Annotated in this window: 13 protein-coding genes; all 13 read right to left on the bottom strand. The window is 61.3% G+C overall.

The features are described from left to right. Window positions 1-63: 63 nt before the first annotated feature. Window positions 64-1,422, bottom strand: a complete 1,359-nt coding sequence (locus NZ951_00405) for a TrpB-like pyridoxal phosphate-dependent enzyme (GenBank protein ID MCS7206395.1) — start codon at window positions 1,420-1,422, stop codon at window positions 64-66. Window positions 1,423-1,818: 396 nt separating this feature from the next. Beyond that, complete coding sequence (locus tag NZ951_00400; GenBank protein ID MCS7206394.1) at window positions 1,819-2,736, bottom strand: ABC transporter permease; 918 nt, start codon at window positions 2,734-2,736, stop codon at window positions 1,819-1,821. Between the two features lie 22 nt (window positions 2,737-2,758). After that, on the bottom strand, window positions 2,759-3,706 hold the full coding sequence (locus NZ951_00395; protein MCS7206393.1) for an ABC transporter permease: 948 nt from the start codon (window positions 3,704-3,706) through the stop codon (window positions 2,759-2,761). Between the two features lie 27 nt (window positions 3,707-3,733). After that, the gene (locus tag NZ951_00390; GenBank protein ID MCS7206392.1) at window positions 3,734-5,518 is read right to left on the bottom strand and encodes an ABC transporter substrate-binding protein; all 1,785 of its coding nucleotides are present in this window, start codon (window positions 5,516-5,518) and stop codon (window positions 3,734-3,736) included. Between the two features lie 220 nt (window positions 5,519-5,738). Next, the gene (locus NZ951_00385; GenBank protein ID MCS7206391.1) at window positions 5,739-7,175 is read right to left on the bottom strand and encodes an NADH-quinone oxidoreductase subunit N; all 1,437 of its coding nucleotides are present in this window, start codon (window positions 7,173-7,175) and stop codon (window positions 5,739-5,741) included. Between the two features lie 9 nt (window positions 7,176-7,184). Then, window positions 7,185-8,681, bottom strand: coding sequence for an NADH-quinone oxidoreductase subunit M (locus NZ951_00380; protein ID MCS7206390.1), 1,497 nt, complete (start codon window positions 8,679-8,681; stop codon window positions 7,185-7,187). 12 nt (window positions 8,682-8,693) lie between these two features. Beyond that, complete coding sequence (gene nuoL / locus NZ951_00375; GenBank protein MCS7206389.1) at window positions 8,694-10,553, bottom strand: NADH-quinone oxidoreductase subunit L; 1,860 nt, start codon at window positions 10,551-10,553, stop codon at window positions 8,694-8,696. Between the two features lie 97 nt (window positions 10,554-10,650). Continuing rightward, window positions 10,651-10,956, bottom strand: a complete 306-nt coding sequence (locus NZ951_00370; protein MCS7206388.1) for a nucleotidyltransferase domain-containing protein — start codon at window positions 10,954-10,956, stop codon at window positions 10,651-10,653. Between the two features lie 7 nt (window positions 10,957-10,963). Then, entirely contained in the window at window positions 10,964-11,368 is a 405-nt protein-coding gene (locus NZ951_00365) for a HEPN domain-containing protein (protein MCS7206387.1), read from the bottom strand. 2 nt (window positions 11,369-11,370) lie between these two features. After that, on the bottom strand, window positions 11,371-11,676 hold the full coding sequence (nuoK, locus tag NZ951_00360; protein ID MCS7206386.1) for an NADH-quinone oxidoreductase subunit NuoK: 306 nt from the start codon (window positions 11,674-11,676) through the stop codon (window positions 11,371-11,373). After that, complete coding sequence (locus tag NZ951_00355; GenBank protein MCS7206385.1) at window positions 11,673-12,173, bottom strand: NADH-quinone oxidoreductase subunit J; 501 nt, start codon at window positions 12,171-12,173, stop codon at window positions 11,673-11,675. Before NZ951_00355 ends, nuoK begins: the two co-directional genes overlap by 4 nt. A gap of 5 nt (window positions 12,174-12,178) precedes the next feature. Beyond that, complete coding sequence (locus NZ951_00350) at window positions 12,179-12,601, bottom strand: 4Fe-4S dicluster domain-containing protein (GenBank protein MCS7206384.1); 423 nt, start codon at window positions 12,599-12,601, stop codon at window positions 12,179-12,181. 94 nt (window positions 12,602-12,695) lie between these two features. After that, window positions 12,696-13,955 carry an NADH-quinone oxidoreductase subunit NuoH gene (nuoH, locus tag NZ951_00345; protein MCS7206383.1) on the bottom strand — a complete coding sequence of 420 codons (1,260 nt, stop codon included), beginning with the start codon at window positions 13,953-13,955 and terminating at the stop codon, window positions 12,696-12,698. Between the last annotated feature and the right edge of the window lies 1 nt (window position 13,956).

Here is a 13,956-nt window from a genome sequence, read left to right as displayed (position 1 = left end):
CCCTGCGCCACCGCTTCCCGGGAAGAGGCACCCGCCCCGCCATACCGAGCCTTCCCCTACACTCTACACCTTGGGAAGCTGGGCCATCGCCCGCTCCACCGCCTCCCGCGGATAGGCGTAATCCTGCAGGCGTCCCGACAGGTATTCGTCGTAGGCCTGCATATCAAAGTGGCCGTGCCCCGACAAGTTGAACAGAATTACCCGCCGTTGACCCGCCTCCCGCGCCTTTAGCGCCTCGTCAATGGCCACACGAATAGCATGGGCCGATTCAGGGGCGGGGATGATGCCCTCCGCACGGGCGAAGGTTACGGCGGCTTCAAAGGTGGGGTTCTGGTGCACTGCTACCGCCTCCACCACCTTCTCCTCCACCAACAGGGAGATAATGGGAGCCATTCCGTGGTAGCGCAGGCCCCCAGCGTGAATGCGTGGAGGCATAAAGGTATGCCCCAAGGTGTGCATCTTCAGAAGGGGCGTCATGCCAGCGGTATCGCCAAAGTCGTAGGTGTATACCCCCCGAGTTACCGAGGGGCAGGCCTCTGGCTCCACAGCGATGAAGCGGGTCTTGGTGCGCCCCTGCAGGCGGTCGCGCACGAATGGCAACGCCAAGCCAGCGAAGTTAGAACCTCCCCCGATGCACCCGATAACGATATCGGGATACTCCCCTGCCTTTTCCATCTGCAGGCGTGCCTCCTCCCCAATGACCGTCTGGTGCAGGAGCACATGGTTGAGCACCGAGCCCAGGGAGTACTTGGTATCCTCGTGGGTGGCGGCGTCCTCCACCGCCTCGCTGATGGCGATGCCCAGGGAGCCAGGGTTTTCGGGATCCTTGCTCAGAATGCTCCGCCCGGCGTTGGTGTCCGGGCTGGGGCTGGGCACCACCTTCGCACCCCATGTCTCCATCATCACCCGGCGGTAGGGCTTCTGGAAGTAAGAGACCTTCACCATATACACCTTGCACTCCAGTCCGAACAGGCGACAGGCGAAGGCCAAAGCACTGCCCCACTGGCCGGCTCCTGTCTCGGTGGTGAGGCGGCGCACCCCCTCCACCTTGTTATAGTAGGCTTGGGCCACAGCCGTGTTGGGCTTATGGCTTCCTGGCGGGGAGACGCCCTCATACTTGTAGTAGATGTGGGCGGGGGTATTCAGAGCCTTCTCCAATCGGTGCGCACGGTACAGGGGCGTGGGACGCCACAGGGCATACACCCGGCGCACCTCTTCGGGGATGGGCACCCAGCGCTCCCGTGTTACCTCCTGCAGAATCAGGGCTTGGGGGAAGATGGGGGCCAAATCCTGGGGCCCGATGGGCTGTTTGGTGGCGGGGTGAATTACCGGCGGAAGGGGTTTGGGCAGGTCCGCCTGCACATTGTACCACTGGGTGGGAATTTCCTTCTCTGACAGGATGATTTTGGTCTCCTCGGCCATAGGCACCTCCTCCTGAGGGGCGTGTAACCACTCCCCGTCGTCGCCTCCAACAAAAAAGCCCCGCCATAAAGGGGCGGGGCACACAGGCACACCGCGGTGCCACCCTTCTTCGCCTGCCCTATCCTCTGGGCAGGCCTCATCTTCTCGGGTGGCGTGGCAGGCACGCCACAGAGCCACCCAGGCCGTGGTAACGGGGCCTGCCCGGCACCGCCTACTAGGGCACTGACCCGTTCGGGGTGCGGCTCGCGGGGCCATTCACCCCCTGCGCTAGCGCCGGCTTCCACCTGCCCCGGCTCTCTGGAGCCTCGCTGGGGGGCTACTCGTCCCGGTCGTCGCCTTTTCCGCTTTATTGTTGGCTTTTATGATAGCCACAAGGGGAGGGGTGTGTCAAGCCCTTTAGCGTCCTGCACCCCGCAGGCGGGGGTCCAGCACATCCCGCAAGGCATCGCCAAACACATTGAATCCAAACACGGCGAGAGCGATGGCCAAGCCGGGGAAGATGGCCATCCACGGGGCCAACTCGAAGTAGCCCGCCGCTGCTCCGCTGAGCATATTGCCCAACGAGGGATTGGGCTCTTGCGTGCCCAGGCCCAAGAAACTTAAGGACGACTCCACCAGAATGGCAGCCCCCAACTGGGCAGTAACAAGCACTAAAGTGGGAGCCACGCACTGAGGGGCAACATGGTAGACCATCACCCGCACATCGGAGCACCCGATCGCCCGTGCCGCCTCCACATACTGCTTCTCCCGCACCGATAAGGCTACCGATCGCACCACCCGCGCCAAACGGGGGGCGTAGGAGATGGCGATGGCGATGATGACATTGTAGGTGGACGCCCCCAGCATTGCCACGATGGCCATGGCTAAAATCAGCAAGGGGAAGGACATGAGCACATCAACCACACGCTGGAACAACAGATCCACCTTCCCCCCCAAGTATCCGCTGACTACCCCGATAATCCCACCCACCACGCCACTCACCAGAACGGTGGCAAAACCGATGAACAGAGAGACTTGGGAGGCGTACATAATGCGGGTGAGCATGTCGCGCCCAAACTGGTCGGTGCCCAGGGGGTGGCGCAGCGAAGGGGCGTTCAGGGCCTCCAAGACGTTCTGCTCCAGTTTGCCGTAGGGCATAAAAAACACCCCGACATAGGCGAACAGCACCAAAAAGAGGATCATCCCCGCCCCCACTGCTCCCAGGGGCTTGCGGACGATGAAACGCACCACACCCTTCCAAGGACTGCGCCGCAGAGCCCGTACCTCGGTGGAAGTGTGCACCGCGCCAACCGGGGAAGAGGAGCCCAGCGCCACCTATGCCTCCTCGTGTTCCGTCCTACTCGTAGCGAATGCGCGGGTCCAGCCAGCCGTAGGTCAAGTCCACAATCAGGTTGATCACTACTGTTACAAAGGCGAAAAAGGTAACCAGGAACTGCACCATGGGATAGTCCCGATAATAGATGGCGCTCACCAGCGCCCGTCCCAGGCCCGGCATGCTGAACACCTGCTCTATCACCACCACCCCACCCAGGAGCAGGGTCGCCTCAATGCCGATGACCGTTACCACAGGCAAAGAGGCGTTTTTTAGGGCGTGGCGGAAGATAACGATACGCTCCGCCAACCCCTTCGCCCGCGCCGTGCGGATATAATCCTCCCGCAGCACCTCCAGCATGGAGGAGCGCACCATACGCCCTGTAACCGCCGCCTGACGCCATCCGATCACCAGGGCGGGGAAGATGAACTGCAGTAAATTCTCCCGCGGGTTTTCAAAGAACGGGACATACTCGATGGTGGGCAGCCAGTTAAACCACAAAGCCAGCATCAAGATCACGAGGATGCCCACCCAAAAGGCGGGCAGGGCTAGCCCCGCAATGGTGAACACTCGGAAGGCATAGTCCCACCAGGTATCCTGCTTGAGGGCCGACACAATCCCCGTTACCAGGGCGATTACCACCGAGAGGATAAGGCTCATAATGGCCAGTTGCAGGGTTACGGGCAGACGCGTCTTGAGTTCATAGGATATTTCCGTCCCTTTCCATAGGGACTTCCCCAGGTCTAGGCGCACTGTATCCCAGAGCCAATCAAAGTACTGCACCACCAGGGGGCGGTCCAACCCCAGGTCCCGGCGAATTTTGGCGATCTGCTCCTTGGTGGCCCCCCCCTCGCCCATAAGGGCCATAATGGGATCCCCGGGCACCACCCGCATAATGAGGAAGATGACGACACTCACCCCCCAGACCGTGAGGATGAGGAGCAGGAACCGCCGAATCAAGTAGTCGCGCATCCCCCTTCTCCGCGCCTGTCGGCTCCCCTACCGCTCGAGCCACACATCCCAGAAGTGCTGGCTCATATAAAGGCTGTTGACGGCATACCAGCCCTTCACCTCAGGCCAGTGGGGCACGCGCGACACCTCCCAAGCGATCCAAATTTTGGCGTCCTGGTCCAGAATGAGGCGCTGGAGGTCCTTCAGGAGGCGGATGCGCTCGCCCACATCCAGGGTGCGCTGTTGCTTGGCAAAGAGATCCTCAATCTCCTTCATGCACAACTTGGGGTGGTTCTCCGCCCCACCACACAGGTAGTGGTCGGGAATGACCAGGTCGGGGTCGTCCAGGGCAAAGGCGTGCCCGTGGGCGATGATCTTATGCCGTCCCTCCAGGGTTAGTTCGTAGTAAGAGGCAGAGTCGTGAATCTTCAGGTCGGTAACTTCTATACCCACCTTGCGCAGTTCTTCAATGGCCCACTGGGCGCAGTCAATGTATGAGCGCAGCTCGCGGGTGTCCATAACGATCTTGAACCCGTTGGGGAATCCGGCCTCTGCCAGAAGGCGGCGCGCCTCCTGCCGCTCCCGCTCCTTGCCCGCCACCGTAGAGGCATAGCCGGGCACTTTGTCGGCCAAATCCTCCGGGCGCAATGCCCAGGGGCCATAGGGGAACAGCACCCCACCCATGTAGCCATCAGGCTCCACAGCATAGCACGGCCCGTCCTTCAGACACGCACGCGGCAAAGCCAAGGACACCGCCCTCCGCACACGCGGGTCGGTGAAAGGCGGTTGTTTGACATTCAACTGAATGGTATCGCCGGCGATGCGGGGCACCCGCTGGAGGACGATGTGGGGCATCTCCTTGGCGATGACCTCGGCCTGGGCATAGGTAACGCTCTGGGGGATGATGTGCAGACGACGCGCCCGCAGGGCTGCGAAACGGGTCGCCGGGTCTGGCATCACCAGCACACGCATGCCATCCAGATACGGCCGTCCCGGAATGTAGAACTTGTCAAACTTCACCATCTCATAGGACGAGCCGGGGGTCATGCTTTTCACTCGGAACGCCCCACTCCCGATGACATCCTTCCACACCCGCACCTGCTTGTCCGGGCGAGCCTCCACATAGTGCTTGGGCATCACTACCAGGTAGGGATTGTTCATCAGAGCAAGGAAGGAGGCAGCCGGAAACTTTAAATTGAACTGGACGGTGTAGTCGTCCTTCACCACCACGGAAGCGGGGCCGTCCATATAGTCAAGGACGGGTGCGGCGCGTCCCCGCACCTGGCCGGGGGGCGGGTTGAACATGCGGTCAAAGGTGAACTTCACATCGTGGGCGGTCACGGGCTTGCCGTCGTGCCACACCGCATTGCGCCGCAGGTAGAAAGTCCACTGCATCCCGTCCGGGCGCATCTCCCAGCGCTCCGCCAAGTCAGGGATGACCTTATAAGCGTCTTGAGGGTCGTTCATGACGATCTGGCTATACAGGGGGCGTGTGGGGTGCTGGCTCAAGTAACTGAGGCCCTCATACATGGAGATCTCGGCTGACACCACATCCCGCTCCTGCGCCCAAATGAGGATGCCCCCGTATTTGCCCTCCACCCCAGGGGTGGGCGTAGGGATAGGTGTGGGCGTGGGGAGGACGCCCGCGCCAGGAGTGGCAAGGGGCAAAGGTGTGGGAGTGGGGAAGGGCGTGGGCGTGGGCTGGGGGGCAGGGCGGACCACAGAGGTTGGGGTGGGGGTAGGGCCCGTCGGCGCCGGCGCCGCTCGACAGGCTGTGGCAAAACCCAGCAAAACCATTACTAACCCGAATGCACAGAGCCGTCCCACCGCCATGCTTCCTCCTTACGCCGAGTGTGTGAGAGGGCCACAGCCCCCGTGAGACGGGATAAGGAAGGGCGACCCCTCGCCAAGACCATACATACTACCTTTCATTTTGTCAAGGGCCTTACAAGCATAATCTTGTGCAATCGCAGGAAACGAAATGTTGACGAAAATCGTCTCATGGTGCGCCGGCCACGAAATCTGTGCTGGCCCGCGCACACACCCTTCCTTGCTAGGGCAAAATGGCTTGAGTGGCCATCTCCACTACTCGCACCAGCGGCCCCGGATACACCCCCAGGACACAGATACCCGCCACGAGGAGGCTTAAAGTGGCTCCCCAGAGGGGCGACAGCGAGAAACGCCCCTCCTCTCGGGGACGCTCGATATACATCTGCCGAATAATCACCAAATAGTAGTAGAGGGAGATTACACTGTTCACCACTCCCAATGCCGCCAGCCACAGCCAGCCCCCCTGGGCCGCTGCCGTAAACAGGTAGAACTTGCTGGAGAAACCCACAAAGAATGGCAATCCAGCCAGAGAGAACAACGCCACCGCCATCGCCATCGCGACGAACGGCTCCCGCTGGGCCGCACCCGCCAGGGAGGCGATATCATCCCCTTGCGTGCGATTGTAGAAGAAGATAAGGGCCCCAAAAGCCGCCAAATTGGTAACCGCATATCCGATCAGGTGATACACCACCCCCGTGGATGCCATCGGAGACAGCGCGGTCAGCCCCGCCAACAGGTAACCCACCTGACCGATACTGGAATAGGCCAGCAGACGCTTAAGATTGCGTTGCGCCAGGGCTACCAGGTTCCCCAGCGTCATGGTCAGGGCCGCAAGGATTGCCAAAACCCACTCCCATTGCCCCTGGGTGGGCAGCACCCCCTCCGCCAGAAACCGTAAGAGAAGCGCCACCACCGCCGCCTTGGAGGCCACCGCAATAAAGGCCGTTACGGGCAGAGGGGCCCCCTCATAAACATCGGGAGCCCACATATGGAAAGGCACGGCCGCCAGTTTGAACCCGAACCCCACCAGCACCAGCCCCAACCCCAGAGCCAGCACAGGCGTCTGCTCCACCTGGGGCAGGCGTTGGGCCATCTCGGCAAAAAAGGTCGTCCCTACGGCTCCATACACCAGACTTACTCCATACAGCATCAGGGCCGAGGCGAACGCACCCAACAGGATAAACTTCATAGCCGCCTCGTTGGACTTGGCGTCCCCTCGCGCATACGCCACCAGCACATACAGAGCAAAACTTTCTAGCTCCAAAGCGATGATGCCCGTGAGTAACTCCCCCGCCGAGGCCATGCCCATCATCCCCACCACCGCCAACACCAAAATGGCGTAATATTCCCCCGGATGTTCCAAGTACTTCTGCACATATTCCATCGAGGCTAACGCCACCAGAAGCCCCACCCCCAGGAAAACCACCTTGAACAGCAGTGCATACGCATCCACACGGTATAGCCCGTCAAACAGGGTCTCCTGCCGCCCCCACAGGAACACCAGCGTGAAGGCCAGCACACCCCCGAGACCCAAAGCCGTCAGCCACGGCAATGCCCGCTTGCGTGCTGGAGGCAAAAAGAGATCCACCAGAAAGATGACAAAGGCCAAAGCGGTAGCCAAACCTTCCGGCCACAGCAGGCTCCAGTTCACGCTAGGCATGCGACCCCCCTAGCCGAACACTCGCTGGAGCACTTCTGTAACCCCCACATCTATGGTGTCCAGAAGGGTAAAGGGAGCAAGCCCCACGATCACCAGCACCGCCACCAACAGGGCCGTGGCCCCCACCTCAAGGGGGCTGGCGTCGGGCAAGTCCCTCCATCGCTCACCCAGAGGACCGAAAAACACCTTGCCCAACAGGCGCAAGATATACACCGCCGTTACCGCCGCCCCGATCACCCCTAACACCGCCAACGCGGGGTAGGTGCGAAACGCTCCGAGAAACACCAGCAACTCAGCCACAAACCCACTGAGCCCCGGGAGCCCCAGAGAGGTCAATCCCGCCACGGCGAAGAAACTCGCTGTGGTTCCCATGCGCTTCGCTAACCCCTCCAACACCCCGATATCCCGTATATGGGCCCTGTCGTAAATCACCCCCACCAAGGCAAAGAACAGGGCCGTCATAATCCCGTGAGAAAACATCTGCAGCACGGCTCCATTGATGCCCAGCGGGTCCAGGGTGGCCAACCCCATCAGCACATATCCCATATGGCTCACACTCGAGTAGCCCACCACATACTTCAAGTCTTGTTGAGCCAAAGCACTCACCGCCCCATAGAGCACGTTCACCGTCCCCAGCGCAATCAGCACAGGTGCCCATGCCTGTGCTCCCTCGGGCAAGAGGCGCATCCCCACTTGCAGGATGCCGAACGCCCCTAGTTTCATCAGCACCCCGGCGTGAAGCATACTCACCGCCGTAGGAGCGGCCACATGCCCGTCAGGCGACCAGGTGTGGAACGGCCACAGTCCCGCCAGCACCCCAAAGCCCACCATCAGCATCGGGTAAAAGACCAGCTGGAAGGTGCGGGCGAAGGACACCTCTTGGAGAACCACCAGGTCAAAGGAGGTGCGCCCCGCCTCCACCCACAGCCCCAACAACCCCACCCACACCAGGATGCTCCCCGCCACCAGATATAAAGTCAACTTCAGCGCGCCGTATTCCTTGGTCCGAATGAAGGTGCCAAAGTCGGTGCTGGATCCCCACACCCCAATAAGCAAAAACATGGGCAGAACGGCCAATTCGTAAAAGAAGAACAGGAAAAACAGGTCTAAAGAGGCAAACACGCCATATACCCCCGTCCCCAGAAGGAAGAAAAGCACGAAAAAGTCCTTGGGGCGGTTCCGAATGTTCCACGACACCAGCGTTCCCGTGAACATCACGATGCCGTTCAAAAGAATGAGCGCAACCCCGATGCCGTCCACTCCCACATGGAACGAAGCACCCAACGACGGAAGCCAAGGGAACTGGCGCTCCATTTGGAACCCCCCTTGCCCCCGGTCGTAGAGGATGAAGGCCAGACCCGCCAGCACCAACCCGACTGTCGCCAAACAACGCGCCCCCCAGTGCACCACCCCCACCCGCTCATTGGGTATCAGGGCCAATGCCAATGCCCCCCCAAAGGGCACCAGCACGACCAACAGCAAAATGTTCTCGCGCAGCCAGTCCATCGGACCACCCCCCTACAGGCGTGCCAGAACCGTCCACCACACCACCGCCACCACCAAAAACCCCAGCACCATCCCCAGGGCATAGGTATACACAAACCCCGTGACATGCCAGCGCAGCGCCCGCCCCGTCAAGAGCACCGACACCCCAGTGCCATTGACCCCCGCATCGTTGACCACCACCCGGTCAAACACAGCGATAGCCTGCCCCATCCCCAGCACGATACTGTTCACACCCCATTGGTAAAGGTCATCCAGGAAAAACTTGCGCACTAGGAGGCGATGCACCCCCGCCCAACGCTCCCGCAAAGCGTCCACAGGTATGCGCCCTGCATGGTAGGCCATCCAGGTGAATCCGAATCCCGCCAGCGCCACCAGCGCGGACGGCAAAGCGATCCCGGGGACAAAGTGGAACTTCTCGGGCTTGTGCGTGTAGAGGAAGGTGCCAAATCCGCCAAACACATCCCCCAACGGCAGAAGGAGGATACCCGCCCCCAAAGCCCCGACCCCCAACATCACCAGAGGCAGGGTCATAAGCAGGGGCGATTCGTGCACATGGGCAACCTTGCGCTTGCCGAAAAAGACCATCCACACCAGACGCCCCATATACAGGGCCTTAAGCAAAGAAACCACAAACGCCAATCCCAGCCACAGGGCACCCCGTCCATTCCCCACAGCCACCAACACCTCATCCTTGCTGAACCACCCGGCCAAGGGCGGAATCCCCCCCAGGGAAAAAGCCCCCAGGGCGAAGGTGAACGCCGTGAGAGGCATCTGGCGAGCCAAACCGCCCATATCCCGGATGTCCGTTTTCCCCGTGGCGTGGCTCACCGACCCTGCCCCCAGGAACAACAAGGCCTTGCTCAAACCGTGCACCACCAAGTGGAAGATGGCCGCCGTGACGCTCCCCGCTCCCAGAGCAAGCATCATGAGCGCCAGGTCGGTGATGGTGGAATAAGCCAGTACCCGCTTCAAATCGGTCATCACCAGGGCCATGCTACCCGCCATCAGCGCTGTGATGATGGCGATGATGGCTACCACAAGTAGCGCTAACCCCGAAGCCTCAAAGAGAGGAAACACCCGCGCCACGAGATACACCCCTGCCGCCACCATCGTGGCGGCGTGAATAAGAGCGCTCACAGGGGTAGGGCCTTCCATGGCATCGGGGAGCCACACATGCAAGGGGAACTGCGCCGACTTGCCCATCGCACCCATGAACAGCAACAGCGCCGCCGAGGTAACCACTCCCGACGACAGACCGCCCTGCTCCACCAGGGCCAAAATGGTCGGCATGTCAAAAGTTCCCGTCTGCTGGAAAAGGAGCAGGATGCCCACCAACATCCCCACATCCCCTATACGGGTGGTGATGAAAGCCTTCTTCGCCGCCTCAGCCGCCGGCCGCCTCTCATACCAGAAGCCTATGAGCAGGTAGGAGCACAAGCCCACCAGTTCCCAGGCAATGTAGAGGAGCAGAAAACTGTCGGCCAACACCAGGGCTAGCATGGAGGCGGCGAACAGGGCGTGGGCGGCGAAATACCATCCGAAGCGAGGCTCGTGGGCCATATATGCCCAGGAATACACCTGCACCAGCAGGGCCACGAAGGTAACCAGCCCCATCAGCACTAGGGAAAGGGGGTCTACCATCATCCCCCAACTGATGCGGATATCCCCCGCCTCCAGCCAAGGTACACCGAAGGTGTGGAGGCCACCACCCGCCCCCACCCAATCCCCCAGCACCACCCAAAACACCCCAAACCCGCCCGCGATGGCCAAGGGTGCCAGCCACGCGCCCTCACGGGGCAGTAGACGACGAAAAAGGACAATGACCAGGAAGGCGATAGCGCTTAGGGCTGGTGCAAGCCAAGCCCACTGCATACACTAACCCTCCTGCATAGGCACGCTGTTTCAACGGAAGGGGCCGAGAACCCCCGGCCCCTCCAGTCCCCTCGGTGCAGCCCCCCCTCCCAGGTCTTCACCACACCCCCCTCTGATACACCCAGACCGTCTCCTGTGCAAGGGTTTGGGCGAACCGCCCCCCCCGCCCCTGCAGGGCGTCCCACTCCTCCCGTGTCAGAACCACCACATCGGCAGGCACGGGCAGGGAGGTGGTATCCCATTCGGCTGCCCGGCGCTCCGGGGGTATGGTGGTGCTCTCCACCACGACCACCACGTCCAGGTCGCTGCCCACACCCCAATCCCCTCGGGCATAAGAGCCGAAATACCCGATACGCAGCACATCGGAACGCTGTTGGGCCACCCTATGCGCCCATACGCGCACCGCGCGGTCAACCTCCTGCCGCTTGGGCCAAACGAGCACGGACGAACTCAAGGGTCTCACGGGCATAGCGCACCGCCTCCTCACTCTGCAGAGGCCCAAAGTGCTCAAAGGGTGCACCTTCGCTATAGGCGTTGGGATACCGGGGGGAGATGTAGAACGCGTCTAACACATGCGCCTTATCCACCAGGTCCGACGGGACGGGCACCGTGCTGGGCAACTGGCTCAAAAGCCGTGCGATCACATGCCCCCACGCCTCCTGTCCCAGGGCTAAATGCAAAGCCTTCACCGCCTTCTCGGCCGCCTGATGAGCAGCGAAGCACGCCCACTCGTGCCGGCCCAGCCGACGGGACTCCTCAGCGTGCTCCAAGTCCCGCTGCGCCTGGCGGAACCAGTCCATCGCCCTTTGAGCCATACCTACCACTTCATCAAGTTGATCTCATCCAGGTTGGCTGTGCCGCGGTTGCGGTAAATCCGCAAAATGATGGCCAATGCCAAACCCACCTCGGCCGCCGCCAGCGTGATGACAAACACCGTCAACACCTGCCCCACCACGCGGGACGGGTCTAAGAACAGCGCATAGGCCACCAAGTTGATGTTGACAGCGTTAAGCATCAGTTCAATGGCCATCAGCACCATCACGGCGTTGCGCCGGGCCAACACCCCATACAGGCCAATGACAAAAAGCGCTGCGCTCAGCAGTTCCAGGTGGAGCAGGTTCATCGGCGCCCCCCGCCGTTGCGCTCGCGGGCGATGAGCATGGCCCCGATCAGGGCTAACAGAAGCACCAGGGAAATGATCTCAAAGGGGATAGCCCACCGCAGGAACAGTTCCCGCCCCAACGCCTCAAACCCCACGCGCTCCAGCGGTTGGGTAGGAGGCCTCCAGGCCACAAAAGCCGTTGTCAGCACCCCCAGCACCGCTATGGCCGCCATCAACCCGAGGGCCCACTGGGGGTTGTCTTGGACGCCGGCGAAGTCCTGGGCGCGGGTGAGCATCAGAGCAAACACCAGAACGATGACCACCGCCCCCCCGTAAATGAGCACCTGCACCAGGGCCAGGAACTCGGCCAACAAGAGCACAAACACCCCCGCCACACCCGCCAAGGTCAGCAGAAGAAAGAGAGCGGCGTGCACCACATTGCGCGCCACCACCACGCCTATCCCGCCTCCCAGCACCACCGCCGCCAATAGGGCCAGGGCAAGGAGCGGGATGCTCACGGCTTCTATCGCTCCGGTGCCGATGCGGAGGAGGAGGCAGGCAAACGCCCCTTCTCCTGTTCCGCCTTCAGTTCCGACTCCGGACGCCACCCCGTCAGAGCCTGGTAGCGCTTCCCCATCTCCAGCAATTGCTGCAGGTTCACCCGCCGCCCGTTGCGCTGGTAGGTGCTCAACTCGTGCTCGTAACTCATCACTATGGCGTCAAAGTTGCATACCTCCACGCAAATCCCACACAGGATGCACCGATTGAGGTTGATCTCAAAAGTGTCCACAATCTTGCGACGGGGGCTTTTCCCCTCTTTGTAGAGGGGATTGTCCTTCATGGTCGCCTTCATACATTGTGTGGGACACATGCGGACACAGACCATGCACGCCGTGCAATAGGGCTCCCCCACCTTCTCATCCCAAGTAAGGGCGGGAAAGCCCATATAGCGGGGCTGGATAGGGAGGTGCTCCTTAGGGTACTGAGCTGTGACAGGACGCCGAAAAGTAGTGCGCAGCGTGAGCCACAGACCTTTCAAACTAGATAGCACGGCGCACCTCCCGCGCGGGCACAAGACGGATGGACGGGCGGTGCCGGTGGACCTGCCAGTGCCAAGCCCACCCCACACCCCCCATCATCGCCAGGGATACCAGGGATAGCACCCACCACGGCCAGCCCCAGTACAACGCCGCGCCCGTCAGCACCATGGTCAGGAAACTGAGGGGCACCAGCACCTGCCACCCCAAAGCCATCAGCTGGTCAATGCGCAAACGCGGAAAGGTGCCCCGGAACCAAAACATCACCAGCACCACCGCAAAGGTCTTCAGGAGGAACCAGACCACCGGCGGAAGCACAGGCCCCTTCCACCCACCGAGGAAGAGCAGGGTGGTCATAGCCCCCACAAGGAAGGTGTTCACATACTCTGCCAGGTAGAACGCAGCCCAGTGGGCACCGCTGTATTCCACAAAGGGCCCCCCCACAATCTCCGACTCGGCGTGATAAATATCAAAAGGCGTGCGCCCCACCTCGGCCAGGCCTGCCAACAGGAACAGCACCAGACCCAACGGTTGCACCAGGGCGTAGATAGGACTCTGCCTCTCCACTATCTCCACCAAGTTCAGCGAGCCCGCCAGCATGGCCACCGTCAAAGCCACCACCACGATAGGGATTTCGTAGCTGATTAGTTGGGCGGCCGAGCGTAGGCTCCCCAGCACACCATATTTATTGGCAGACCCCCAACCCGCTACCAATAACCCCGTTATGCCCAGCACTGAGAAGGCAATGACGTAGAGCAACCCCAAGTCCAGATTGCGCAGGACAAGGGTAGGGCTGAAGGGGATGGTTACCCAAACCATGAAGGCGGGCACGAAAGCGATCAGGGGCGCAGTCCAATAGACTACCTTATCAGCCCAAGAGGGGAGGATGTCCTCCTTGAGGAGGAGTTTGACGGCATCGGCAACGGGTTGGAGCAAGCCGAAGGGGCCCACACGCGTCGGGCCGAGCCTTTGCTGCAGCCGCCCGAGGTACTTGCGTTCCAGCCACACCTGGGCGAAGGTTACCAGGGAGAGGAAGGTTACTAAAGCCAATAACCCACCAATATAGGCCAACGCCGGCCAGCCCAAGCCCACCAAAGCAAGGATAAGGATAACCCCCACCCCCACCAGGGCTGCCACCCCTATCCCCACCCCCCACGCCCAATCGGCACCCACCACCGGCACCAGGGAGACGGCCAGCCAGGCGCTCATCCCCAGCGCCACAACTACCCCCGCCACGAATGCAAGAACAGCCAGCTCAGGCATA

Source organism: Dehalococcoidia bacterium, from assembly GCA_025060295.1.
Classification (GTDB): domain Bacteria; phylum Chloroflexota; class Dehalococcoidia; order Lucifugimonadales; family HRBIN23; genus HRBIN23.
This window is presented reverse-complemented; position numbering and strand designations above follow the sequence as displayed.